Genomic DNA, 24,436 nt, shown 5'->3' with positions numbered 1-24,436 from the left:
CGGAGAAAGCGAGATGACACCTGAATCGGTTATGGCGCTCGGCACCGAAGCGATGAAAGTCGCGCTGGCGCTGGCCGCCCCGCTGCTGCTGGCGGCGCTGATCAGCGGCCTGGTCGTCAGCCTGCTGCAGGCCGCCACCCAGATCAACGAAATGACGCTGTCGTTCATCCCTAAAATTCTGGCGGTGGTGGCCACCATCATCATCGCCGGTCCCTGGATGTTGAATCTGTTGCTGGACTATATGCGCACCCTGTTCAGCAACCTGCCTACCCTGATCGGCTGACCGTGCTCACCTTCGACAGCGCCCAGCTCACCGTCTGGCTCAGCCACTACTTTTGGCCGCTGCTGCGCATTCTGGCGCTGATCAGCACCGCGCCGATATTCAGCGAAAAGCAAATCAGCAAAAAGGTCAAAATCGGCCTTGGCGGGCTGATCGTCATCCTGATTGCGCCGACGCTGCCCGCCAGCAATATCCCCATCTTCTCCGCCGCCGGCCTGTGGCTGGCGATTCAGCAGATTCTGATCGGCGTGGCGCTGGGGTTAACCATGCAGTTCGCCTTCGCGGCGGTGCGCCTGGCGGGGGAAGTGATCGGCATGCAGATGGGACTGTCGTTCGCCACCTTCTTCGATCCCAGCGGCGGCCCGAACATGCCAGTGCTGGCGCGCCTGCTCAACCTGCTGGCGATGTTGCTGTTCCTCAGCTTTGACGGCCATCTGTGGCTGATTTCGCTGCTGGCGGACAGCTTCCACACCCTGCCTATCCAAACGCAGCCGCTGAACGGCAACGGCTTCCTGGTGTTGACTCAGGTCGGCTCGCTGATCTTCATCAATGGCATGATGCTGGCGCTGCCGCTGATCTGCCTGCTGTTAACGCTCAACATGGCGCTCGGCCTGCTCAACCGCATGACGCCGCAGCTGTCGGTCTTCGTGATCGGTTTCCCGGTCACCATGACCTTCGGCATCATGACGCTGGGCATGATGATGCCGATGTTGGCGCCATTCTGTGAGCACCTGTTCGGTGAGATATTCGATCGTCTGGCGGCGGTGATCGGCGGCATGACCTTCTGAGCCCCTGTGCGGCCCCTTCCTTCCCCCCTCTTCCGCCTGAGACAAAATGGCAATAAAACCGTTTTATTGGGACAAAAGCCTGAGAAACGCCTTTTATCCGGATTAAGGTTCAAATGTCTCCGGCGGCTTGAATAAATAAAACCCCGACCTAAAATAGACCCGGTAGAAAAAATATCGCCAGCACCCCGTCAGTCACCCATGGCGATAATATAAACTTATTGATTAGAGAAAAATAAAATAACGCAGCCACGCAGAGTCAAATGCGCGGCAGATAACTTACACCCTGAATAAATGCGTCCGGCAGCCTGCCGGCTGCAGGGCGCAGCATCGACCTTTGCTAACTACAGGAGCGACATCATGATTAAAGCAAAAAGCAACCGCAAGGCACGCCGATTATTCGGTTTGACCCACTGGAAAAGCAACAAGTTTAGAGTTTCCTTCACCGAGACCAGCGATGGCGGAAAATGGAAAGTGGTGAAGAAAAAGAAATAATCGCGCAGGACCTGTAGCAAAAATTCCGGGTTGCCCCCTATCCGGCTTCTGCAACGTCATTCGACGCGGCGCCGCATCGGCAGCCCGGGACCCACACTCATCACTCGCCGGCAAACCGTGCCGGTGTACTTTATTCTTAGGAAGGAAATAACGCGCCACATCACCCTGACTGCCGCGTTAAATTTAAAAACAATGTATTAATGATTTAATTTACTCACACCCCTTATTTATTCACTGACAAGAAAAATCGATTTCTCACCTTACTCCCCCAGCGTTATATTGGAAGAAACCTTGCAGACAGCACGCTGCAAGCCTCGCTCAAATATAATCGGTGTAAATATGAAGATAAAATTCCAGCTGAGTGATTTATTCATCAGCGGCATCGCCCTTTTGATCATGAGCACTATTTTAAATACGCTGGGCTTTTCCTGGGGATTATTTGTTCTTCCGCCTGGCGTCGATAGTTTCGTCATCATCCCGTTTACTTTATTTGGCTCATGGAAGTTGGCCGAGTGCCTCTATACGCCAATACGGTGGCTGTTCAATGAGAGCCGCAAGCCTCAAATCGAAAACAACAGCCCTAAAAATAACGCCAAGTCGCGTTAACAGGAGATCGACCTATGTTGAGAGAACTGGCCAGAGCAGAAATGCAACGGATGAGCGGCGCCGGCCTCAGCCTTCGTCAACATAGGCAGTCAATGCACTAAAGGGTCCGGCAACGATCGCGGCGTGCCTTTCCGCTAAGGCTTAAGGTGAATGGGGAACACGCAGACAAAAAAAGGCGCGTCACTCAGTCAGTAGTGGGAGAACGAGCGACGCGCCAAACGAGTGCGCCCGGTTTCAAGAAGCCTCCCTCCCCGCGGGGCGGAGAAGGCGTTTTCTAAGCGCACTAAAGGGAAACCCGTCGCGGTCAGGCAACGGGGTATTGCTCTTAACGATTCATCTGGAACAGCGACATGCCCTGCATATCGCTGAAGGTTTTATACGACGCCTGCAGCGCCGCCTGCTGCATGAAGTAGGACGAGATAGACTCGGCCAGATCGGCATCCGTCAGCGCGCTCATCTGGATCTGATTGGTCATGTCACGCTCTTTACCGATGCTGTCCAACTGATCCATCTCCTGCAGCTGGCTGCCCAGCTCGGCGCGCACACTCAGCACGTTGTTGTAGGAGTTGTCCAGACCGCGGTTGGCTTTCGCCAGCGCATCGTTCACCTGCTGCTTGGTGGCCTCGTCGGCGCCCTGCAGCGGGGTTTTCAGCGCGTTCAGCGCAATATCGATGCTCTCGAATATGTTGCTGACCGGCGCGCTGCCGTCCGGCTCGGGCTTCGGATTGCTGGTCAACGACATGAACACCGCGTTGCCGGTATGGCCGATGGTCATGGTGCGGTTAGCGTCCACTTTCTGCTCAACCGTCTTGTCGCCGCCCTGGTAACTGACGGTGCCGCCATTGTCGACGAACGGCGCCTTGTCGTTCACATACCCGCCGAACATATAGCGGCCGTTGCCGTCGGTGCTGTTGGCCTGGTTCAGCAGCTGATCTTTCAACCCCTGCAGCTGGGTGGCCAGCGACTGGCGATCGTTATCGCTTTCGGTGCCGCCGGCGTTGACGATCAACGCCTTCATGTCCGCGATGGTGGAGGTCGCGCCGGCCAATACCGTTTCTTCCATCGACACGTTCTGACGGGCGAAGGTGCGCGCCAGCGTGTATTGACTGTTTTCCGCCTGCGACTGCGACAGCATCACCGCGCGCGACGCCGCCAAGGGATCGTCGGACGGGTTGATCACTCGCTTGCCGGAGGAAAGCTGCTCGGCGGCCTTCATGAACAGCGACTGGTTGCCCGTGATGCCGTTCATGTTTTGTTGGTACATCATGCCGGTACTCATGCGCATGCTGTGGGTTCCTTACTCTGAGCGACCGGCGCCGTTATCGGCGCCGATTAACAATGAAATCAACGAATGTTCAGCAGCGCGTCGAACAGCGAGCTGGCGGTCTGAATCACCTGCGCGTTGGCCATGTAGTACTGCTGGAAACGCAGCAGTTCACCGTACTCTTCGTCAAGGTTGACGCCGGACATCGACTGCTGTTGCGCGCCCAGTTGGGTGACGATTTTGGCCTGCGACGTGGCGATGGCCTTGGCGGCGGCGGTCTGGTTGCCGACGCCGCTGACGATGCCGGCGTAAGCGCCGCTCAGGGTCGCTTTGCCGTCCACCAGGTTTTTGGTTTGCAGATCCAGCAGTTTCTTGGCGTTCTCGTTATCGCCGCGGCCGCTGTCGTCTTTACCGGCGGCGGCGATCTTGGACGAATCGGTGATGGCCACTTTCAGGTTGCCCGCCACGTCGCTGACCGGTTTCACGGTGAAGCTGTCTTTGGCCTGCGCATTGCCGTCAATGCTCACTTCCAACCCGTCGAAGTTCAGCGTCGGTTTACCGTCGGCGCTGGTGCCCGGCGTCGCGTTGACTTTCACGTTGTCCGGCAGACGGCTGACCTGCCAGTTGCTGCCGTCGAACTCGACGCGATAATCGTTGGCCTTCACCTTGCCGGTATCGGTGTAAGAGACCGACAGCGACGCGTCGCCGGTGTTGCGGGTGTTATCCACCACCCGGCCGCCGCTGAAGCTGAAGAAGTCGCCGCCCGCGTCACCGTTCAGATCGAAGCCGGCGCGATGCTGTTGGTTAAAGCTGTCCGCCATCGCCAGCGCCAACTGGCCCAGCTGATTGCGCACGCCGTCCAGCGTTTCGCTGCGGAATTTCAGCACGCCGCTCAGCGTGCCGCTGGTGATCTGGCCTTCCGGCACTTCGCTGGCGCCGTTGCCGCGGTTATAGCCGATGGTCAGACGGGAAGGATCGCTGCTGGAAGGCACGGCTTCCACCTGATACGTATTGCTGCCTTGCACCAGGGTCAACCCGTTGGCGAAGGAAACGGTATAGGCGTCGCCGTCCTGTTGCGTGACCTGTACGCCCACCAGCTGGTTCAATTCGGTGACCAGCTGATCGCGCTGATCCAGCAACGCATTCGGTTCGCCGCCGGCGCTGCCGCGCAAACGGGTGATCTCGTCGTTCAGCTTGGCGATCTGTTGGCCGTAGCTGTTGATCTGCTGCGCCGTATCGCTGATCTGCTGATTGACGCCGTTGTCCATGTCGCGCAGGAATTTGTCGGTGTTGTTGAACTGGTTCACCAGGCCGTTGGCCTTGCCCAGCACCGTCTGGCGCGCGGCGTCGTCACCGGCGTTGCTCACCAGGTTCTGCAGGTTGGTGAAGAAATCCTGCATGTTGGTCGACAGCGGGTTGGTCTTGCTCGCCAACAGGTTGTCGATCTGCGAAATCTTCTCGTAATAGGCGTTTTGCGCCCCGAACGCGCTTTGCGCGCCGCGCAGCTGGTTGGTGATGAACTGGTTGTATTCGCGGTTGACGCTGGTGACGGTCACGCCGTTGCCGATAAAGCCGCTCATGGTGGCCATGCCGCCGTTCTGCGCCAGGATCGCGGTCTGACGGTTGTAGCCCGCCACGTTGTAGTTGGAGATGTTGTTGCTGACGGTACTGAGCGCCACCTGAGCCGCATTCAGCCCGCTCATCGCGGTATTGATTAAGCTATTGGACATCGGAATTCCTTATGCTGCGGCGCCGGTGGCCCACAGGGTTCTTAATTGAGCTGCTGAGCCTGTTCGCTCAGCCTGTTTCGGTTATCGGCAAAAATGAGAAGAACTTGAGGAAAAAAAGCGGTAACGCGGTCAGCATCCAGCGAGCCTTCATTACCGCCTATCCCCTAAATAATTGGCGCCGCAGCGGCGTCAAGAATGACGGGGATTTAGAACAAATCTTTCAGATCGTGGGTGTAAGCTTTCACCGCCTGCTCCCCCGCGCTCTTCATCTGCTGAATCACGCTGACCAACTTGCTGGCGTACTGGGGATCGGTGGCGTACCCGGCGCGCTGCAGCGCATGCGCCGCCTGCTCCGGGCTGCGCGCGGCGGCCACGTCGGCGTAGCGCGGGTTGTTGGTCAGCAGTTTGACGTAATCGGCGATCGCTTCGACGTACGAGCCGTAGACGCGGAACTTCGCCTTCACCTTCTTCGCCGCGCCCTGTTCGAACTCGGTGGTGGTGATCTCCGTCACCGGCCCGCTCCAGCTGCCGCCGGCCTTGATGCCGAACAGGTTGTAGCTCGGCGTGCCGTCTGAGGTTGGGATCTCGCGCTGCCCCCAGCCGGATTCCAGCGCCGCCTGCGCGACGATCAGCTGATGCGGAATGCCGCTCTGCTGGCTGGCGACCTTCGCCGGTATCGACAGACGAGCGACGAAGTTGCCGTTGTTGAGCGACAGCGGCGCGGCGGCCGGCGGGGCTTTCGGCATCGCCCGGCGCACCATCTGCTCCAGCGCCTGGTTCGGCAGCGTTTGCAGCACCTCGTTGTCCAGCGCCATCGGCGACAAGCCCGCGGTTTCGCTCGGCACCGTATTGGCGTTGCTCATCTGCTTGACCATCATGTCGGCCAGCCCCAGCCCTTTTTGCGACATCTGCTGGGCGATTTGCTGATCGTACATCGAGGTATAGAGCCGCGTTTGATCGCTGCTCAACACCCCGTCCTGCGGCAAGGCGGAACGCATGCTTTTCAGCATCATCTGCACGAACATGCCTTCCACCTGCTGCGCCACCTGCTTGAGGTTGCCCTGCGGGTCGGCCGCCGCGTCGCGCTTCAGGCCGTTCAGCGCCTGGGCGTCATAGGCCGCGCCCGACATCGCCATCAGATCGCCCGCCATCAGATGATTTCCAGCTTGGCGCGCAGGCAGCCGGCGCTCTGCATCGCCTGCAGGATCGACATCAGATCGATCGGCGTGGCGCCCAGCGCGTTCAACGCGCGAATGACGTTGTTCAGGTTGGCGCTGGCGTTCACCTTCTGCAGCGACCCGCCCTGCTGTTGCACCGAGATCTGGGTGTTTGGCGTCACCACCGTCTGGCCGCCGCCGAACGGCGTCGTCGGTTGGCTGACGGTGTTCTGCCGATCGACCACCACCGACAGGTTGCCCTGGGCGACGGCGCAGGAATCGAGGATCACATCGCGGTTCATCACCACCGACCCGGTGCGCGAGTTGATGATCACCTTGGCGTCCATCGCGCCGACGTTGACGGTGATGTTCTGAATCTCCGCCAGGAAACGCACCTGAGAGCTGTTGCCCTGCGGCACCAGCACCTGAATGGTGCGGGCGTCGAGCGGCGTCGCGGTGCCGCCGCCGCGTTGGCGGTTGATGGCGTCGCTGATCTGCTGCGCCAGCGTGAAGTCTTCGTCGTTCAGCTGCAGGTTGAGTACGCCGCCGCTGCCGAAGGTGGTCGGCAGCTCGCGCTCGATGGTGGCGCCGTTGCTGATGCGCCCCCCCGCCAACTGGTTGACCTGCACGCTGCTGCCGCCGGCCGCCGCGCCCGCGCCGCCGACCAGCACGTTGCCCTGCGCCAGCGCATAGACCTGGTTATCCACGCCTTTCAGCGGCGTCATCAGCAAGGTGCCGCCGCGCAGGCTCTTGGCGTTGCCCATTGATGAGACCACCACGTCGATGTTCTGCCCGGCGCGCGAGAACGGCGGCAGTTTGGCGGTCACCATCACCGCCGCCACGTTTTTCAGCTGCATGTTGGTGCCCGGCGGCACGGTGATGCCCAGCTGCGACAGCATATTGCTCAGGCTTTGGGTGGTGAACGGCGTCTGCATGGTCTGGTCGCCGGAGCCATCCAGCCCTACCACCAGGCCGTAGCCGATCAGGGCGTTGTCTCGCACGCCCTGCACCGTCACCAGATCGCGGATGCGCTCCGCCGCCGCCGGCAAGCACACCAGCCCGACGCACAGCGCGATAAACCATTTTTTCAGCATCAGTCAATCCTTAGAACGGTGAAACATTTAAGAAGAAGCGCTGCAGCCAGCCCATGGTCTGCGCCTCGTTGATATAGCCATTGCCGACGTATTCGATCCGCGCGTCCGCCACCTGCGTTGAGGTGACCGAGTTGTTGCCGCTGATGGTGCGCGGGTTGACGACGCCGGAGAAACGAATGAATTCGGTGCCCTGGTTGATGGCGATCTGCTTTTCCCCCACCACGTGCAGGTTGCCGTTGGCCAGCACCTGGTTGACCGTCACCGTAATGGTGCCGTTGAAGGTGTTGTTGGCGTTGGCGCCGCCCTTGCCGCCGAAGGTGCTGTCGCCGGAAATGTCCATATCGGCGCGCGCATTGCCCAACAGGCCGTCAAGGTAACGCGGCGAGGTGGCGACGCCGAACTTGCTGGCGCCGTTGCGGCTGGCATTGGCGGAGGAGCTCTTGCTGGCGCTGACGTTTTCCTGCAGCACGATGGTCAGGGTGTCGCCGACGTTGCGCGGACGGCGGTCTTCGAACAGCGGCTGATAGCCGTAGTTCATCGGCTGCACCGTCTGGAAGATCGAGCCGTTCGGCATCGGCGCGCTGGCCGGCGCGGGCTGCGCCGTGGTCGCACCGTCCACCAGCGGTTTATGCGGAATATAAGCGCAGCCGCTCAGCGTCAGCATCACCATTCCCGCCAGCCAGCGTTGTCCCTGCCGCGGCAGGATTGCCATCGAATATGTGGTTACCACGGGTATCGCCTTTGTTTCACGAAAGAGAATGACGGGCGCGGCAAGCCGGGCCCGTCAATGACAGATTACAGTTGCGTCAGCTTTTGCAGCATCTGATCGGAAGTCGATACCGCTTTGCTGTTGATCTCGTAAGCGCGCTGAGTCTGGATCATGTTGACCAGCTCTTCCGCCACGTTAACGTTGGAGGTCTCCACGTAGCCCTGATACAGCAGACCGGCGCCGTTCAGCCCCGGCGTGCTCTCGTTCGGCGCGCCCGAGCTTTCGGTTTCCTGATACAGGTTCTCGCCCACGCTCTCCAGACCGCTGTCGTTGACAAAGGTCGTCAGCGTCAGTTGCCCCACCTGCTGGGCGGCGGTTTGCCCTTGCTGGGTGACGCTGACGATGCCGTCGCGGCCGACGGTAATGGACAGCGCGTTAGCCGGGATGGTGATCGCCGGCTGCACCTGGAAACCGCTGGAGGTGACCAGCTGGCCGTTCTGATCGATCTGGAACGAGCCGTCGCGCGTGTAGGCTTGGGTGCCGTCCGGCAGCATCACCTGGAAGAACCCCTGTCCCTTGATGGCGACGTCTTTGCTGTTGTTGGTCTGCGACAGGTTGCCCTGGCTGTGCAGACGTTCGGTCGCCACCGGACGCACGCCGGTGCCGATCTGCAGACCGGAAGGCAGCGTGGTTTGCTCGGAGGACTGCGCCCCCGGCTGACGCATGGTCTGGTACAGGAGATCTTCAAATACCGCACGCTGGCGTTTGAAGCCGTTGGTGCTGACGTTCGCCAGGTTGTTGGCGATCACGTCCATGTTGGTCTGCTGCGCGTCCAGACCGGTTTTGGCAATCCATAAGGATGGAATCATCGGTTATTTCCTTGCTGCTTAGCTCACTGAGAGCAGTGAGTTGGCACGCTGTTCGTTTTCATCCACGCTGTGGATGACCTTCATTTGCATTTCAAAACGGCGGGCGTTGGCGATCATGTCGACCATGGTCTCCATCGGCTTGACGTTGCTGCCTTCCAGCACCCCGGGCATCACCCGCACCTGCGGATCGTTTTGCAACTGATTGCCGCGCAGCTGTTGGGTTTCCGGCGTCAGGCGGAACAGCCCGTCGTCACCGCGCATCACTTCGCGCGCGTCGGCTTTCACCAGCTTCAGGCGGCCGATCTGCGCGATGGTGTTCGGCGGATCGCCGGCATTCAGCGCCGAAATGGTGCCGTCGGCGGCGATGGTGATCTCCGCCGACGGCGGCACCTCGATCGGCCCCCCGTCGCCCATCACCGGCAGCCCCTGCACCGTCAACTGCCCGGTGGAGGAGATCTGGATGTTGCCGTTGCGGGTATAGGCTTCACCACCGCCCGGCAGGCTCACCGCCAGGAAACCGTCCTGCTGCAGCGCCACGTCCAGCGGGCGCGCCGTATAGTTCAGCGCCCCCTGGCTCATGTCAGCGCCCGGCGTCGAGGCAGTCACCAACGTGCGCGTCGCCAGGCTCGGGCCGTCAACCGGCACCGCGCGCAGCGCGGCGAGCTGGGCGCGAAAGCCCGGCGTCGACGCGTTGGCCAGGTTGTTGGCGGTAATGGACTGCTGCTCCAGCGTTTGGCGCGCCGCGCCCATCGCGGTATAAATCGCGTGATCCATAACTCGACCCTATTAGCGCAGGCTAACCAACGTCTGCAAAATGGAGTCCTGCGTCTTGATGGTCTGGGCGTTGGACTGGTAGTTACGCTGTGCGACGATCATGTTCACCAGCTCCTGGCTCAGATCGACGTTGGAAGATTCCAGCGCGCCGCTGGTCAGCTTGCCGAAGCCGCCGCCGCCCGACAGACCGACGCGCGGCTGGCCGGACGCGCCGGTTTCCTGCCAAACGTTATCACCCTGCGACGCCAGCCCTTCCGGGTTGGAGAAGTTGGCCATGACGATCTGGCCCAGCACCTGGGTCTGCTGGTTGGAGTAGATCCCAACGACGGTGCCGTCGTTGTTGATTTGGAAGTTGGTGTATTCACCGGCGGCATAGCCGTCCTGCGCCACCTTGCTCACCGAGTCGCTGCCCACGTTCTGCTGCATGCTGCCGGCGAAGCTCAGGGTGAAGTTTTGCGCCGGCGCGCCGTCTTTGGCGGTCATCGGGATCACCATGCTGAACTCGCCCGGCGCGCCGTTGGTGCTGGTGGTTTTCACCAGGTTGCCGCTGGTGCTGAACTCCATGGTGCCGGCGTCAACCGGCGCGGCGCTGCCGTCCTGGGTGTAGACCTGCCACTTGTTGTCTTCGGTCTTCACAAAGTAAGCATTGATGTTGTGCGCGTTACCCAGCGAGTCGTAGGCGGTGATGGTGTTGACGTAGTTGTAGCTGTCCTGCTTGGTCGGATCGAACGTCTTGTTTTCCGGCACTTTATGGGTCGACTTCAGGTTAGTCACCATCTCGCCGGAGGTGGACGCCTTGGCGTTCATCATGCCTTCAGGAATACTCAGCGGCACCGGATTGGCGCCCTGCTGAATGGTCGGCGGGGAGCCGGCCGCCGGGTAGCCGGTCAGCTGCAGACCCTGCATGTTGGTCAGGTTGCGGTTCTCGTCCAGTTTGAACTGGCCGTTGCGGGTATAGAATATGCCGCCATCTTTATCCTGCATGCGGAAGAAACCGTTGCCGTTGATGGCGATATCCAGCGCGCGGCTGGTGCTGGTGGTGGTGCCGCCCTTGAAGTTCTGGGTGATGCCGGACACCTTAACGCCCAGACCGACCTGTGAACCGGCGAACATGTCGGCAAAGGAGACGCTGCCGGATTTGAAGCCCGCGGTCGCGGAGTTGGCGATGTTGTTACCGATCACGTCCAGGTTGGTTGCTGCCGCGTTCAAGCCGCTGACTGCCTGAGAAAAAGCCATGTTATTCTCCGAATAGTGGTCAGGCTATCGTCCGATTGAGCCTGATGCTTAGGGTTATAAGATCTGTCGCACGTCTTCCAGGGTGGCGTTGCCCGCCAGACCGAGATCCAGCTTGGCGCCGTTGCCATCGCGGATCACGCCGTTCACCAGGCCGAAGTGCAGGCTGCGCGCCACCAACTGCTCGCCGTTGCCTTTGGCGTTAATCGCCACTTTGTAGGCGCCGTCGGGGGCGGTGGAGCCGTCATCCAGCGAACCGTCCCAGGTGAAGGCATGTACGCCGGCGGTCAGACCGCCGATTTCGATGGTGCGCACCACCTGCCCACTGGCGTTGGTGATGGTGGCGGTCACCTGATCGGCGGCGCGCTCCAGTTCCACGCCGAACGGCGTGGTGCTGACTTTGCCGTCTTTGCTGCCGACCAGAATGTTGCTGCCCGGCACCATCACGCCGTGGCCGATCAGCGCGGTGGCCTGCAGCGACTGATTGCTGTTGATCTGGCCGGAGATCGACCCCAGCGTGGTGTTGAGTTTTTCGATGCCCTGAACGGTGTTGATCTGCGCCAGCTGCGAGGTCAGTTCGTTGTTCTGCATCGGATTGGTCGGATCCTGGTTTTTCAACTGCGCCACCAGCAGCGTCAGGAAGCTGTTGTGCAGATCCTGGCTGTTGGTATTTTTGCTGTTGTTACCGATGACGGTGTTGTCCAACGACTCGTTCGTGGTTGCGGCGATAGCCATGGGAACCTCCGGTTACTGACCCAGCGTCAGGGTTTTCATCATCATCGACTTGGTGGTATTGAGCACCTCGACGTTGGCCTGATAGCTGCGGGAAGCGGAGATGGTGTTGACCATTTCCCCCACTACGTCGACGTTCGGCATGCGCACATACCCCTTGGCGTCCGCCAGCGGGTTGCCCGGCTGATACACCAGGCGCTCGGGCGCCGGATCGTCCACCACCTGGGCGACGCGCACACCGCCGGTCGGCTGTCCCGGCGCCGCCGCGACCTGGAATACCACCTGCTTGGCGCGGTAAGGTTCACCGTCCGGGCCGGTCACGCTGTCGGCGTTGGCCATGTTGCTGGCGCTGACGTTCATGCGCTGAGACTGCGCCGATAACGCCGAGCCGGAGATATCAAAAATATTCAGTAAAGACATGCGCCTTATCCTTGTTGCAGTACGGACATCATCCCTTTGATCTGACCGTTGAGCAGCGTCAGGTCGGTCTGATATTTCAGGCTGTTATCGGCAAAGTTGGTGCGTTCGCGATCCATGTCCACCGTGTTGCCGTCCATCGACGGCTGATCCGGCACCCGGAACAGCAGATCGAGCTGCGGCGGCTGCAGGGTCTGCGCCGGGATATGGCGCGCCGCCGTCAGGTTGAGCGCCATGCCGTTACCGCTGACGCGCCCCTGCTCCATCACTTTGTTCAATTGGCTGGCGAAATCGATATCCCGCGCCTGATAACCCGGTGTGTCTGCGTTGGCGATGTTGGCGGCCAGAATTTCCTGCCGCTGGGCGCGCAAGTTCAGCGCCTCTTGGCCAAAGCGCAGAGCCGCGTCCAGTTTGTCGAGCATGCTCCCTCCGCGAGGTTAGAATTTGGAGTCGACAGCATAAACGCCCTCCGCGCTACCCTATCGCGGGAATAAACGCAAAATGGGGCGCTATTTATCTGCTTAGCCTGCGCGCGCTGCGGGTACACTTACGCGTATCCCGATGAAGCTTGAGAAGATGACGATGAAAGGTAAAATGCTGCTGCTTATCGGCCTGCTGTGCAGTCTGAACGCGCGCGCCGGCGATCTGGTGACGCAAATCGAAAGCTTCATCCAAGGCAAGTTCAGCGGCGAACCGGTACAGGTAAAAGTGCGGGTGCGCACGCCGCCGAACCAATGGCCCGCTTGCGAACTGCCGCAGCTGTCGCTGCCGCCCAACGCGCGGATCGGCGGCAACGTCAGCATTTCGGCGCGCTGTGGCCAGGAGCGGCGCTTTATCCAGACGCAGGTGCAGGTGTTCGGCCGCTATCTCGTTTCGGCGCGCGGCATCAACGCCGGCAGCCGGTTGACGGCGGCGGACCTGACGTTGAAAGAAGGTCGGCTCGATACCCTGCCGCCGCGCGCGCTGACCGAAGCGGGCAAAGCGTTAGGCGCCGTCAGCCTGCGCAACATCAGCCCCGGCCAGCCGCTGACCCTCGCCATGCTGCGCCGGGCTTGGATTATCAAGGCCGGGCAATCGGTGCAGGTCAATGCACAGGGCGAAGGATTCAGCATCAGCGGCGCGGGTAAGGCGATGAACAACGCCGCCGCCGAAGACAGCGTGCGCGTGCGCATGGCGTCCGGGCAAATCGTCAGCGGCGTGGTCGGAAACGACGGCGCGATTCGCATTACGTTATAAAAAAGTAAAGGTTCCGCAAACCTTGCCGATAAGACAAATCAAGCAGCATTTTATTGGCCACCAGGGCCGCAACACTTTCATTGCAGCGTCGTCGCCGAGAGCGGTCACGGCGTAAACGGAGATGGACCATGAGTATCGATCGCACCCAGCGGTTACAGCCGGTTTCCACTGTGCAACCGCGTGAAACCCCGGCCGACAACCCGCTCCAGCCGCGTAAGGCCGCCGTGGCCGAAACCGCCGTCAGCGGCACGCAGGTCAAACTGAGCGAGGCGCAGGCGCGCCTGATGCAGCCAGGCACCCAGGATATCGATATGGGCCGGGTCGAGGCCATCAAACAGGCGATCCGCAACGGTGAACTGAAGATGGACGCCGGCAAAATCGCCGACGCACTGCTGCAAGACGCGCAGAGCGATGTTCAATGGATCGCCGGACGCGACTGACAACGCGGCGGCGGGTAGCGGTAAAGGATAAGTCATCACTATGGAAAAGCTGGCACAACTGCTGGACAAACTGTTGGAAACGCTGCAGACGCTCAATGGCGTGCTGGAAGAAGAGCACGATCTGTTATGCTCCGGCCAGCTGCCGGGCGTGGCCTTGCAGCGCGTAACCGATGCCAAAAGCCAACTGCTGGCGACGGTCGCCTACCTCGAGCAACAGCGCCTGGGGCAGGAAAAAAACTGCGGGCAACGCGCGCCCTATGCCAGCCACACCCCTCTGGCCGATCGTTGGCAGCGCGTTCAATTGCTAAGCCAAACGCTGCGCGAAAAGAACCAGCACAACGGCCTGCTGCTCAATCAGCAGATCGACCATAACGCTCAGGCGCTGGCCATCCTCAGCAAAAACAACAAATCGCTGTATGGCCCGGACGGCCAGTCGCACGCCGGCAGCCTGCTCGGCAGAAAAATCGGCGTTTGACCTGACTCATTTCGCCCGGTGAGCCTATCACCGGGCATGCGTTAACCGGCTTCTGCGCATCCCGTCGCATTTTATCCCTATCACACTTTGAATTCACTTAAGGCTTTGCGCCAGGCTGCGCATGGCGTGAATTTGGCTGTTTCTTTCCCTTTGGCCGCTTGTCACCCTGTGGTTATTTTTAAATCACTTGAAATATACCCTTAGAGGGTATAGATTCGCAGGGAGAGCGAATGGCCGACATTTATCTCACCAAAACCTTTCAAGGTTTTGCCGCACGCGAGCGCATTAGCGACGCCACGATAGTGAAAGCTGCGCGAGAGATGCAACATCAGCTGTACGACGCCAATCTTGGCGGTTGCGTATACAAAAAGCGCATCGCTCGGGCTGGTGCGGGCAAACGTGGCGGCTATCGGGTACTGATCGTTTTTCGCGATGAAGACCGCCTGTTTTTTATGCGCGGCTTTGCCAAAAGTGAGAGAGAAAACATCAGTACGGATGAGTTACGGGGATTGAAACATCTGGCTGCGCTGTATCTGGATTATTCGCCATTCAGACTCTACCAGCTGGTCAACAACAGGGAGTTACGGAGGCTAAGCGATGAGTAAAATTCTTGCCGAGATCCACCAGGAAGTTCAGGGCCTGCATCACGCCGGTTTCGTCGATGACGTGACCATGCGCACCTTCGACATGCTGTGCCTGCGGCCGGTGAAGCAGTTCGGGCCGGCCGAGATCCGCGCGCTGCGCGAACGGGAAAACGTCAGTCAGCCGGTGTTTGCGCTGTATCTCAACGTCAGCAAAAAGGCGGTGCAGAAATGGGAGCGCGGCGAAGCACAACCGAACTCCGCCGCGATGAAACTGCTGACGCTGGTGGAACGCAACGGCCTGCAAATTCTGGCCTGATCTTACTGATAATTGACGATCACCTGATTGCCAATCACCCGCAGCGGCGGATTCAGCCCGCCTTGCGACTGCACGTAATAGACAAAGCGCAATTCCGCATTGGCCGGCTCGCCCTGCAGACCGATGCTGCTGCCGCTGCCGCCGCCGAGCGGAATGCAGCGGTTTACCGTGCAAAGCTGGGCCTGCAGCCCCACGGGCTCCGGCCCCAGCAAACGGTAGCGCCAGCTGACGCTGGTGATACGCGCATTGGCATCCGGCAGCGCGTTCGGCGGCCGCAAACCGGCGGATTCATCGCGCATCCCGCCCTGTTCCAGCGTGACCCCCGCCCCTTCAGCCACCCAGGAGCCGGACACCGCGCCGGCGGCTAGCGGCGCCAGCAAACACAACAAGGACAGACAGCGTTTCATCAGGCGGCTCCAATGGTCGAGGTCATGCGAATCTGGCGATCGTCGTTGATCTCCAGGTTGGACAGCACCACGAGCTGCGGCAGGCTGCGACGCAGGAAGCGCGCCAGTAAAGGACGCAGCGCATGGTTAACCAACAGTACCGGCGGCGCGCTGAGCATCTCTTGCCGTTGCAGCGCCTGACGCGCCTGCTCCAGCAGACGGTCAGCCAGCCCCGGCTCCAGACCGCCGCCGCCCTGCAACGCCTGCAGCAACAGGCGCTCCAGCTGGGTATCTAGCCCGATAACCTGAATCTCGCCGTTGCCCGGGAACCACTGCTGCGTGATCGCCCGGCCCAGCGCCACCCGCACCACGGTGGTCAATTCATAAGGATCGCTCTGCGCCGGGGCATGTTCCGCCAGCGTTTCGACGATGGTGCGCATATCGCGAATGGACACGCGCTCGGCCAGCAGATTTTGCAACACCTTGTGCAACGTCGTCAGTGACACCACGCCCGGCACGAAGTCTTCGGTCAGCTTCGGCATTTCCTGCGACACGCGATCCAACAGCTGTTGGGTCTCCTGGCGGCCAAACAGCTCGCTGGCGAACTGGCCTATCAGGTGATTGAGGTGCGTCGCCACCACGGTGCTGGCTTCCACCACGGTAAAGCCCTGGATTTGCGCCTGCTCGCGCAAGGCGCTGTCGATCCACACCGCTTCCAGCCCGAAGGCGGGATCGACGGTTTTGTCTCCCGCCAGCTCGCCCACGGCATTGCCGGGGTTGATCGCCAGCCAGCGGCCCGGCTGCGCTTCACCGCTGCCGATCTCGACGCCTTTCATCAGGATGCGGTAGCTGGCAGGCGGCAGTTCCAGGTTGTCGCGAATGTGCACCACCGGCGGCAGATAACCCATGTCCTGGGCGAATTTCTTGCGGATGCCGCGAATACGCCCAAGCAGCTCGCCGTTCTGTTGAAAGTCAACCATCGGAATCAACCGGTAGCCCACTTCCATGCCCAGCGGATCTTCCAACTGCACGTCGGCCCAGCTGGCTTCGGCGGCCTGCGGATTCTCCGGCATCACCGGCGCCTCTACCGTCTTCGGCGCCTGTTGTTCACGGCCGCGCAGCCACCAGGCCAGGCCCAGCAAAGCGGCGGTAAACAGCAGGAACACCAGGTTCGGCATGCCCGGCACCAGGCCCAACAGTCCCAGCACCCCGGCGCTCAGCAACATCACGCGCGGATTGTTGAACAGCTGGCCCACCATCTGCTCGCCGACGTCCTGATCGGTCGCGACGCGGGTGACGATAACGCCGGCGGCGGTGGAGATCACCAACGCCGGGATCTGCGCCACCAGGCCGTCACCGATGGTCAGCAGCGTATAGCTTTCCGCCGCCGCCCCCAGCTCCATGCCGTGTTGCACCACGCCGACCAACAGGCCGCCGACCACGTTCAGTACCATGATCATCAGGCCGGCGATGGCGTCGCCGCGCACGAATTTACTGGCGCCGTCCATCGAGCCGTAAAAATCGGCCTCCTGGGTCACTTCGGCGCGGCGTTTCTTCGCTTCGTCTTCGCCAATCAATCCGGCGTTCAAATCGGCGTCAATCGCCATCTGTTTACCCGGCATGCCGTCCAGCACGAAGCGCGCGCCCACTTCGGCGATACGCCCTGCACCTTTGGTGATGACCATAAAGTTGATCAGCACCAGGATGATGAACACCACGATGCCGATGGCGAAGTTGCCGCCCACCAGGAAGTGGCCGAAGGCTTCCACCACGCGCCCGGCGGCGGCGGAACCGGTATGGCCTTCCAGCAAGATGATGCGCGTCGAGGCGACGTTGAGCGACAAACGCAGCAATGTGGAAAACAGCAGGATGGTCGGGAAAGCGGCGAACTCGAGCGTGCGCTGGGTGAACATCGCCACCAGCAACACCATGATCGACAGCGCGATGTTGAAGGTAAACAGCAGGTCGAGGATAAACGCCGGCAGCGGCAACACCATCATCGACAAAATCAGCAGGATCAGCACCGGGCCGGCCAGCACCTGCCACTGCGTATCTTTAAAATTGCCCGGCAAACGAAGCAGGGAGGCCAAATTAGCCATCAGAGTCACTCTCTCTCGCAAAATCCAGTGCTTCCGGCACCGGTAAACGTTCAGGTTTTTTCGGGATCAGGCCGCCCTCGCGCCGCCAGCGGCGCAGTTGGTACACCCAGGCCAGCACTTCGGCGACCGCGGCATACAGGGTGGCCGGAATATGTTGTCCGATCTCGCTGTGCCGATACAGCGCGCGCGCCAGCGGCGGCGCCTCCAGCATCGGGATGCGGTGTTCCGCACCGAGTTCGCGAATGCGCAAGGCGATTTCGCCGGCCCCTTTGGCCAGCACTTTCGGCGCGCTCATTTTTTTGTCGTTGTACTGCAACGCGACGGCGTAGTGCGTCGGGTTGGTGACGATCACGTCCGCCTTGGGCACATCGGCCATCATGCGGCGCCGGGCGATCGCCCGCTGCTGCTGACGAATGCGCCCCTTCACATGCGGGTCCCCTTCCTGGTCTTTGAACTCGTCGCGAATATCCTGCTTGGTCATCTTCAGCTTTTTGAAGTGGCTCCACAGCTGATAAAACACGTCGAACGCCACCATCGGCGTCAATCCCAGCACCACCAGAAAGCCGCAGAACAGAATCATCTGCAGCGCGTTGCCCAGCGCATCGAGCGGCTGCTGAGTCATCAGATGCAGCATCGCCGCCCAGTTGTGCCACAGATAGAGGCCGGTCACCCAACCGACCAGCGTCGCTTTCAGGATCCCTTTCAGCAGCTCGGCCAGCACCTGGGTAGAAAAGATGCGCTTCAACCCGGATAGCGGGTTCAGCCGCTTCATATCGAACTTGATCGACTTGCCGCTGAACAAAATGCCCCCCAGCAACATCGGTGCGGCGAGCGCCACCAGCACCAGCCCCGCCATGATCGGCAGCAGCGCCAGCACCGCCTGGCGCAGCAACATGCCCAATTGGCGCAGCATCTGTTTATCGTTGCTGACCATGCCGTGATCGAAGTTCAGACCTTGCGTGAGCATCGCCGCCAGCTGTTGCGCCATGTTGCTGCCGGACATCAGGATAATCGCGAGGCCCGAGAGCAGCATCAGTACCGAGGTCAGCTCGCGCGAGCGCGGGATCTGGCCGTCTTCACGCGCCTTCTCCAGCCTGTGGGGCGTGGGGGCCTCGCTTTTTTCCAGATCGCTGTCTTCAGCCACGAAACGCCGTTCCTGTGTCGGGAGGGTAAAGAATGGCGGTCAGCATGCCAAAAAATTGGCGATGTCATTGGGGGAACAACGGGGAAAAAGGCGGGTTATTTAGGGGATGAGACCATCAGGGAGACGTTACAACCAATTTTCCAGCCGCAACCCCTCAACGCGCTCAAATTCGCGTCGATTATTGGTCACCAGGATCAATCCTTCGCTGCGCGCATGCCCGGCGATATGCAGATCGTTTACGCCAATAGGCGTTCCCTGGCGTTCCAGCGCAGCCCGAATGTTGCCGTAGTGCGAAGCCGCTTTGGCGCCGTAATCGAGAATGTCCAATCGGGAGACAAAATCCTCAACCACTCTGGCGTTCACCGCCGGACGCGAGCTTTTCTCCACTCCGTGAACCAATTCGCCATAGGTGACCGACGAAATGACCATTTTGCCCGCATAGCAATTGAACACCTCCAGCACTTCCAGAGGCCGGCGCTTGATGACATAGATAACAATATTGGTGTCCAGCATATGGCTGAACATCAAAACGCTTCCCGCTCACGCTGGTGTTGCCCGGCACGTTCATTGAGGAAGTCATCGCTCACCTCATTTTCCGCGCAGAAGAAACTGTCCCAGGTATTCTCCACCGGCGCAAGAATGCGCTCTTTGCCCACCACGCGGACGGTCACTTTAGAAACGGTATCGGGGAAACGCACCTCTGCAGGCAAGCGCACGGCCTGCGTCCGATTATTGGTAAAGACAGAACCTAACGTCATGGCGACCTCCTTTAACTGGAGTACAAATTATAATCGCCACAGTGTATATAGCAACGCTATATACTCAAATCTTTGCGCGACGCTGCGCAACTTTCGGGGCGCGCCGTCGCGCGCCCCGAAAGGCCTCAGAAACCGAGGCTGTCGAGCAGATCGTCGACCTGCGCCTGATTGGCGATCACGCCGACGCCGTTCTGGTCGAGCTGCGGGCCGTTCAGCAGGCTGTCGTTCGGCCGTTTTTCCTTCACCGGCTGCTCCGGCATGTTTTCCATCAGTACCATCAGCAGCTGCTTTTCGATCTCCTGCACCACGTCCATCATGCGCTTGATTACCTGACCGGTCAGATCCTGGAAATCTTGCGCCATCATGATCTCCAGCAGCTGGGCGTTGGTGAAGGCCGTATGACCCGGCACCTGATCCAGATACTGGCGCGTGTCGTTGACCAGAGAACGCGCGTCGTCCAGTTCGATGGGATTGGCGAACCACTCGTCCCAGCGCCCTTTCAACGCGTTGGCGCCGGATTCCAGCTCCGCCTGGCGCGGTTGCGCCGCCTCCACGCAGTTCAACGCCCGTTCCGCCGCCTGCGCCGTCATGGTTACGACATAGTCAAGACGGTCGCGCGCATCCGGGATCGCCTCTGCCGCCTGGGCGATCGCCTGATCGAGCCCCAGTTCGCGCATGCTGTCGCGCAGCATTCGGGTCAGTTGGCCGATGCGGGAGATGATCTCTCCCGCGGTCGCTGCATCGCTGGCAGGCATTGGAATGTCTCTCATCGCCCTCTCCTTACATGCCCAATTTTTCAAAAATCTTGTTGAGCTTTTCTTCCAGCGTCGCCGCCGTAAATGGTTTCACTACATAACCGCTGGCGCCGGCCTGCGCCGCCGCGATGATATTTTCTTTCTTGGCTTCCGCCGTCACCATCAGTACCGGCATCGCGGCCAGCGCGCTGTCGGCGCGGATGGTTTGCAACAGCTCAAGCCCGTCCATGTTCGGCATGTTCCAGTCGGACACCACGAAGTCGAAACCGCCGGCGCGCAGCTTGTTCAGCGCATCCGCACCGTCTTCAGCTTCTTCGACGTTGTTGAAGCCCAGCTCTTTCAGCAAATTTCTGACGATGCGACGCATGGTGGAGAAGTCGTCCACAACCAGAAATCTGAGGTTCTTGTCTGCCATTGTTACTCCTGAAATAGTTAACCGTTTAATGATGCAAAACCGCAGGCCGCCGCGCGGCGGCCGTGGGTCATATCGCCGCCGGGTAACCCCGGCGGACTAAAATCAAATACGCAATGCCTGGCCGCCGGCAATCTGCGCCAGCATGCGCTGGCTCATTCTGTCCAGCTCGACCACTTCGCTGACGCCGCCGCTGGCGATCGCCTCGCGCGGCATGCCGAACACCACGCAGCTCGCCTCGTTCTGCGCCAGGGTATAGGCCCCGGCGCGGTGCATCTCCAGCATCCCCGCCGCCCCGTCGTTGCCCATGCCGGTGAGGATCACCCCCACCGCATTGCGGCCGGCGTATTGCGCCACCGAGCGGAACAGCACGTCGACCGACGGTCGATGGCGGTTGACCGCCGGGCCGTCATGCAGCTTCACCTGATAGTTGGCGCCGCTGCGCGCCAGCTCCAGATGGCGGTCCCCCGGGGCGATGTAGGCGTGGCCCGGCAGCACGCGCTCGCCGTCCTCCGCTTCTTTCACCGTGATCTGACACAGTTTGTTCAGCCGTTCGGCGAACGAACGGGTGAATCCCGGCGGCATGTGCTGGGTGATCAGCAGCGCCGGACTGGTGGCCGGCAGCGGCTGCAACACCTGGCGGATCGCTTCGGTGCCGCCGGTGGAGGCGCCGATGGCGATCAGTTTTTCACTGCTCAACAGCGGCGCATGGCTGAGGATCGCCGGCGCAGGGCTGCTGGATCGCTGCGGCAGGCGCGCTCTGGCGGCGGTGCGGATCTTCTCGGCAATCAGTTCGCTGTAGGCCAACATGCCCTCGCGAATGCCGAGCTGCGGTTTGGTGACGAAATCCACCGCGCCCAGCTCCAGCGCACGCAGCGTGATCTCCGAGCCTTTACCGGTCAGCGAAGAGACCATCACTACCGGCATCGGCCGCAGGCGCATCAACTTCTCGAGGAAATCCAGCCCGTCCATGCGCGGCATCTCGACGTCCAGCGTCAGCACCTGAGGATTAAATTTTTTGATCAGATCGCGCGCCACCAGCGGATCCGGCGCGGTCGCCACCATTTCCATATCGGGATGGCCGTTCACGATTTCCGTCATCAGCTGGCGCATCAGTGCCGAATCGTCTACGCATAACACTCTGATTTTACTCATTACCTCTCCTTGGTCAGCCCATACACGGTCTGCCCACGCAAGTAGAAATCCCGGCTGATCTGGCTGAAATTCTCGGAGTGGCCGGCGAACATCAGCCCCCCCGGCTTAAGCAAGGGAACGAAGCGGCGCAGGATGCGCTCCTGCGTCGCCTTATCGAAATAGATCATGACGTTGCGGCAAAAAATGGCGTCAAATTGCCCCGGCAGCGCCCATTCCGGCGCCAGCAGGTTCAACGGCTGGAAGTTCACCCGCGCCGCCAGTTCCGGCCGCACGCGCACCAGCCCCTGATGCGGCCCGGTGCCGCGCAGAAAATAGCGCTGCATTTGGGTCGGCGTCAGGGTGCGCAGATCTTCCTGGCGGTAAACGCCCGCTTCCGCTTTTTCCAACACCTGCGTGTCGATGTCGCTGGCCCAGACCTGGCAACTGCCGGCCCGCTGCCCCAGGGCATCGCTCAGCGTGATGGCGATCGAATATGGCTCTTCGCCGGTCGAGGCCGCGGTGCTCCAGACGCTGTAGCCGTTCGGCCGCGAGCGCGCATGCTCCGCCAGGATCGGGAAGTGATGCGCCTCGCGGAAAAATGCCGTCAGGTTGGTGGTCAATGCGTTGATGAACGCCTGCCACTCCGCGCTGTTCGGATCGCTTTCCAGCAGCGCCAGGTAGGCGCCGAAATCGTGCAATCCCAGCAGCCGCAACCGGCGCACCAGGCGGTTGTAAACCATCTCGCGCTTATGCTCCGCCAGCACGATGCCGGCGCGTTGATATATCAACTGGCTGATACGGCGAAAATGCACGTCCGACAGCGGCAGGCGCTGCACCATTTGCGTCAACATCGACGCAGTATCCCGGTTAGAAGTTGACGGCGCCTGTTTCATGCCGCCTCACCGGAGAAAAACGTGCTGTTTATGCGGGTTAACAATCTTGGGCTTCCTTTACCACGGGTGAAACTGCATTGTTGCTGTTACCTGGCGCGACAAAGTTATCGTCCGCCAGACGGAATACCGCGACCGCGTCGGCCAGGGTAATGGCCTGCTCTTCCAGCGCGGTGGCGGCAGAGGCGGACTCTTCCACCAGCGCGGCGTTCTGCTGGGTAACCTGGTCCATCTGGGTCACCGCCTGCGTCACCTGCTCGATGCCACGGCTCTGTTCATCCGAAGCCGACGCGATCTCGCCCATGATGTCAGTCACGCGAGTCACCGAACGCACAATGTCCTGCATGGTGGCGCCGGAATTCTCCACCAGCACCGAGCCGTGTTTGACGCGGCTGACCGATTCGTCGATCAGCACCTTGATCTCTTTCGCGGCCTGCGCGCTGCGGCTCGCCAGATTGCGCACTTCACCGGCGACCACGGCGAAACCGCGCCCTTGTTCGCCGGCGCGCGCCGCTTCCACCGCCGCATTGAGCGCCAGAATGTTGGTCTGGAAGGCGATGCCGTCGATCACGCTGGTGATGGCGCCGATTTTCTGTGAACTGTTGGCGATATCGTGCATGGTGGTCACCACGTCGCCGGCCAGTTCGCCGCCCTTGGCCGCGGTGGCCGAAGCGTCGCGCGCCAGTTGCGACGCCTGTCGCGCATTGTCGGCGTTCTGCTTCACCGTCGCGGTCAGCTGTTCCATGCTGGCGGCGGTTTCTTCCAGCGACGCGGCCTGCTGCTCGGTGCGGGAAGAGAGATCGTTGTTGCCTTCGGCGATCTCCTGCAGGCCGATCAGAATCGACTCCGCCCCGTCGCGCACCGCACCGACGGTGCCGATCAGCGACTGCTGCGTGCGTTGCAGGCTGGCGAACAGCATGCTGATTTCATTGCGGCCGTACACCTGAATCGGCGTCGCCAGATCGCCGGCGGCGATGCGTTCGAAGTGGCCGCGGATTTGGTTCAGCGGCTGTATCAGCATGGTGCGCAACCACCACATGGCGCTGCCGGTCACCACGATCAGCATCAATACCGCCCCCGCCAGCATCAGGCCCGCCAGCGTGAAGGAAAACTGATTGGCGTCTCTGGCCTCGCTGATGTCACCATTGACCAACTGCAGGTACTGCACGAAGTCGGCCTCGAACAGATCCTGGGTTTTCTGCGTCGGCTGATCCATAAACGCCTGCAGCTCGCCCTTTTCCAGGAAACCGATCAGCTCGCGCAGCGCGCCGCGCAGCCGCTCGTAGCTGGCCTTGGTAGTGGCCGTCTGCTGGTTCTGCTGTTCACTGCTGCGTTCAACCGCCATAAACTGATTGAAATAGAGATCGGCCTTCTGCAGCGAACTGCGGGCGTTGCTCATCAGCTCGTTCACCTGCTCCTGCGGCAGCTTCAGCGCCGCGCGGGTGCCGGCGCGGTTCAGCGTATTGCGCGCCTGCAACAGCGACACCCAGCTCAAGCTGAGCGAATCGCGCTGCTGGCTGCCGAGGGTGATAATGTCGAGGTTGTGGTTATCGGAGCGAAACGCGGAATACGACAGGCCGCTGCTGGCCAACTGCAGAACGCAGAAGGTCATCAACAACAGGAATAAGCTGGTAGAGATACGGATTCGGTTAAACACTTGAA

The 24,436-nt window shown here is 60.8% G+C and carries 30 protein-coding genes; 9 read left to right on the top strand and 21 right to left on the bottom strand.

Annotated elements, in window-relative coordinates; genetic code table 11:
* Positions 1-13 precede the first annotated feature (13 nt).
* From fliQ to IMX17_RS03260, 4 genes are all read left to right on the top strand, one after another.
* The gene (gene fliQ / locus IMX17_RS03275) at positions 14-283 is read left to right on the top strand and encodes a flagellar biosynthesis protein FliQ (protein WP_004934803.1); all 270 of its coding nucleotides are present in this window, start codon (positions 14-16) and stop codon (positions 281-283) included.
* Between the two features lie 2 nt (positions 284-285).
* Positions 286-1,068 carry a flagellar biosynthetic protein FliR gene (gene fliR, locus IMX17_RS03270; RefSeq protein ID WP_033632754.1) on the top strand — a complete coding sequence of 261 codons (783 nt, stop codon included), beginning with the start codon at positions 286-288 and terminating at the stop codon, positions 1,066-1,068.
* A 357-nt stretch (positions 1,069-1,425) separates the two neighbouring features.
* Entirely contained in the window at positions 1,426-1,560 is a 135-nt protein-coding gene (gene sra, locus IMX17_RS03265) for a stationary-phase-induced ribosome-associated protein (RefSeq protein WP_013813483.1), read from the top strand.
* 339 nt (positions 1,561-1,899) lie between these two features.
* The gene (locus IMX17_RS03260; RefSeq protein ID WP_182264265.1) at positions 1,900-2,166 is read left to right on the top strand and encodes a hypothetical protein; all 267 of its coding nucleotides are present in this window, start codon (positions 1,900-1,902) and stop codon (positions 2,164-2,166) included.
* A gap of 325 nt (positions 2,167-2,491) precedes the next feature.
* On the opposite strand, the gene flgL is transcribed toward IMX17_RS03260, so the two are convergent.
* From flgL to flgB, 11 genes are all read right to left on the bottom strand, one after another.
* Complete coding sequence (gene flgL / locus IMX17_RS03255; RefSeq protein ID WP_182264264.1) at positions 2,492-3,451, bottom strand: flagellar hook-associated protein FlgL; 960 nt, start codon at positions 3,449-3,451, stop codon at positions 2,492-2,494.
* A 59-nt stretch (positions 3,452-3,510) separates the two neighbouring features.
* Entirely contained in the window at positions 3,511-5,160 is a 1,650-nt protein-coding gene (gene flgK, locus IMX17_RS03250; RefSeq protein WP_033643519.1) for a flagellar hook-associated protein FlgK, read from the bottom strand.
* 206 nt (positions 5,161-5,366) lie between these two features.
* Positions 5,367-6,311, bottom strand: a complete 945-nt coding sequence (gene flgJ / locus IMX17_RS03245) for a flagellar assembly peptidoglycan hydrolase FlgJ (protein ID WP_033632749.1) — start codon at positions 6,309-6,311, stop codon at positions 5,367-5,369.
* On the bottom strand, positions 6,311-7,411 hold the full coding sequence (locus IMX17_RS03240) for a flagellar basal body P-ring protein FlgI (protein WP_004934816.1): 1,101 nt from the start codon (positions 7,409-7,411) through the stop codon (positions 6,311-6,313). The genes flgJ and IMX17_RS03240 overlap by 1 nt, the downstream gene beginning before the upstream one ends.
* Before the next feature lie 10 nt (positions 7,412-7,421).
* Entirely contained in the window at positions 7,422-8,123 is a 702-nt protein-coding gene (gene flgH, locus IMX17_RS03235; protein ID WP_004934817.1) for a flagellar basal body L-ring protein FlgH, read from the bottom strand.
* 83 nt (positions 8,124-8,206) lie between these two features.
* Positions 8,207-8,989, bottom strand: coding sequence for a flagellar basal-body rod protein FlgG (flgG, locus tag IMX17_RS03230; RefSeq protein WP_004934819.1), 783 nt, complete (start codon positions 8,987-8,989; stop codon positions 8,207-8,209).
* 18 nt (positions 8,990-9,007) lie between these two features.
* Entirely contained in the window at positions 9,008-9,763 is a 756-nt protein-coding gene (locus tag IMX17_RS03225; RefSeq protein WP_046896596.1) for a flagellar basal body rod protein FlgF, read from the bottom strand.
* Positions 9,764-9,775: 12 nt separating this feature from the next.
* Positions 9,776-10,999, bottom strand: a complete 1,224-nt coding sequence (flgE, locus tag IMX17_RS03220) for a flagellar hook protein FlgE (protein WP_046896595.1) — start codon at positions 10,997-10,999, stop codon at positions 9,776-9,778.
* 54 nt (positions 11,000-11,053) lie between these two features.
* The gene (flgD, locus tag IMX17_RS03215) at positions 11,054-11,731 is read right to left on the bottom strand and encodes a flagellar hook assembly protein FlgD (RefSeq protein WP_046896594.1); all 678 of its coding nucleotides are present in this window, start codon (positions 11,729-11,731) and stop codon (positions 11,054-11,056) included.
* A gap of 12 nt (positions 11,732-11,743) precedes the next feature.
* Positions 11,744-12,148 (bottom strand): flagellar basal body rod protein FlgC, encoded by a 405-nt coding sequence (gene flgC / locus IMX17_RS03210; protein ID WP_004934826.1) that lies wholly within the window; start codon positions 12,146-12,148, stop codon positions 11,744-11,746.
* A gap of 5 nt (positions 12,149-12,153) precedes the next feature.
* The gene (gene flgB / locus IMX17_RS03205; RefSeq protein ID WP_033643526.1) at positions 12,154-12,567 is read right to left on the bottom strand and encodes a flagellar basal body rod protein FlgB; all 414 of its coding nucleotides are present in this window, start codon (positions 12,565-12,567) and stop codon (positions 12,154-12,156) included.
* 160 nt (positions 12,568-12,727) lie between these two features.
* Here flgB and flgA point away from each other — a divergent pair, with 160 nt between their 5' ends.
* The 5 genes from flgA (at position 12,728) to IMX17_RS03180 (ending at position 15,196) form a co-directional block, all read left to right on the top strand.
* Entirely contained in the window at positions 12,728-13,381 is a 654-nt protein-coding gene (gene flgA / locus IMX17_RS03200) for a flagellar basal body P-ring formation chaperone FlgA (RefSeq protein WP_182264262.1), read from the top strand.
* 128 nt (positions 13,382-13,509) lie between these two features.
* On the top strand, positions 13,510-13,821 hold the full coding sequence (gene flgM / locus IMX17_RS03195) for a flagellar biosynthesis anti-sigma factor FlgM (protein ID WP_004934832.1): 312 nt from the start codon (positions 13,510-13,512) through the stop codon (positions 13,819-13,821).
* Between the two features lie 40 nt (positions 13,822-13,861).
* The gene (locus IMX17_RS03190; protein WP_046896592.1) at positions 13,862-14,296 is read left to right on the top strand and encodes a flagella synthesis protein FlgN; all 435 of its coding nucleotides are present in this window, start codon (positions 13,862-13,864) and stop codon (positions 14,294-14,296) included.
* A gap of 230 nt (positions 14,297-14,526) precedes the next feature.
* Positions 14,527-14,901, top strand: a complete 375-nt coding sequence (locus IMX17_RS03185) for a type II toxin-antitoxin system RelE/ParE family toxin (RefSeq protein WP_182264261.1) — start codon at positions 14,527-14,529, stop codon at positions 14,899-14,901.
* Entirely contained in the window at positions 14,894-15,196 is a 303-nt protein-coding gene (locus IMX17_RS03180) for a DNA-binding transcriptional regulator (RefSeq protein WP_182264260.1), read from the top strand. The genes IMX17_RS03185 and IMX17_RS03180 overlap by 8 nt, the downstream gene beginning before the upstream one ends.
* A gap of 2 nt (positions 15,197-15,198) precedes the next feature.
* On the opposite strand, the gene IMX17_RS03175 is transcribed toward IMX17_RS03180, so the two are convergent.
* The 10 genes from IMX17_RS03175 to IMX17_RS03130 form a co-directional block, all read right to left on the bottom strand.
* Positions 15,199-15,603 (bottom strand): flagellar protein FlhE, encoded by a 405-nt coding sequence (locus tag IMX17_RS03175; protein ID WP_033643530.1) that lies wholly within the window; start codon positions 15,601-15,603, stop codon positions 15,199-15,201.
* On the bottom strand, positions 15,603-17,681 hold the full coding sequence (flhA, locus tag IMX17_RS03170; RefSeq protein WP_103085412.1) for a flagellar biosynthesis protein FlhA: 2,079 nt from the start codon (positions 17,679-17,681) through the stop codon (positions 15,603-15,605). The genes IMX17_RS03175 and flhA overlap by 1 nt, the downstream gene beginning before the upstream one ends.
* Positions 17,674-18,825 carry a flagellar biosynthesis protein FlhB gene (gene flhB / locus IMX17_RS03165; RefSeq protein ID WP_004934847.1) on the bottom strand — a complete coding sequence of 384 codons (1,152 nt, stop codon included), beginning with the start codon at positions 18,823-18,825 and terminating at the stop codon, positions 17,674-17,676. Before flhB ends, flhA begins: the two co-directional genes overlap by 8 nt.
* 126 nt (positions 18,826-18,951) lie before the next feature.
* Entirely contained in the window at positions 18,952-19,350 is a 399-nt protein-coding gene (locus IMX17_RS03160) for a type II toxin-antitoxin system VapC family toxin (RefSeq protein WP_193549325.1), read from the bottom strand.
* Complete coding sequence (gene vapB / locus IMX17_RS03155) at positions 19,350-19,583, bottom strand: type II toxin-antitoxin system VapB family antitoxin (protein ID WP_046896588.1); 234 nt, start codon at positions 19,581-19,583, stop codon at positions 19,350-19,352. Before vapB ends, IMX17_RS03160 begins: the two co-directional genes overlap by 1 nt.
* 125 nt (positions 19,584-19,708) lie before the next feature.
* Positions 19,709-20,353, bottom strand: a complete 645-nt coding sequence (gene cheZ, locus IMX17_RS03150) for a protein phosphatase CheZ (protein ID WP_004934858.1) — start codon at positions 20,351-20,353, stop codon at positions 19,709-19,711.
* A 10-nt stretch (positions 20,354-20,363) separates the two neighbouring features.
* Positions 20,364-20,753 (bottom strand): chemotaxis response regulator CheY, encoded by a 390-nt coding sequence (gene cheY / locus IMX17_RS03145; protein WP_004934862.1) that lies wholly within the window; start codon positions 20,751-20,753, stop codon positions 20,364-20,366.
* 102 nt (positions 20,754-20,855) lie between these two features.
* A complete protein-coding gene (locus IMX17_RS03140; RefSeq protein ID WP_046896587.1) occupies positions 20,856-21,905 on the bottom strand; it encodes a chemotaxis response regulator protein-glutamate methylesterase in 1,050 nt (349 codons plus the stop codon).
* Positions 21,905-22,777, bottom strand: coding sequence for a protein-glutamate O-methyltransferase CheR (cheR, locus tag IMX17_RS03135; RefSeq protein ID WP_046896586.1), 873 nt, complete (start codon positions 22,775-22,777; stop codon positions 21,905-21,907). The genes IMX17_RS03140 and cheR overlap by 1 nt, the downstream gene beginning before the upstream one ends.
* A 37-nt stretch (positions 22,778-22,814) precedes the next feature.
* Entirely contained in the window at positions 22,815-24,431 is a 1,617-nt protein-coding gene (locus IMX17_RS03130) for a methyl-accepting chemotaxis protein (protein WP_046896585.1), read from the bottom strand.
* Between the last annotated feature and the right edge of the window lie 5 nt (positions 24,432-24,436).

Source organism: Serratia sp. X3 (assembly GCF_014982455.1).
Classification (GTDB): Bacteria; Pseudomonadota; Gammaproteobacteria; order Enterobacterales; family Enterobacteriaceae; genus Serratia; species Serratia ureilytica.
The sequence above is the reverse complement of the archived record's forward strand: the minus strand, read 5'-3'. Positions and strand labels throughout refer to the sequence as shown.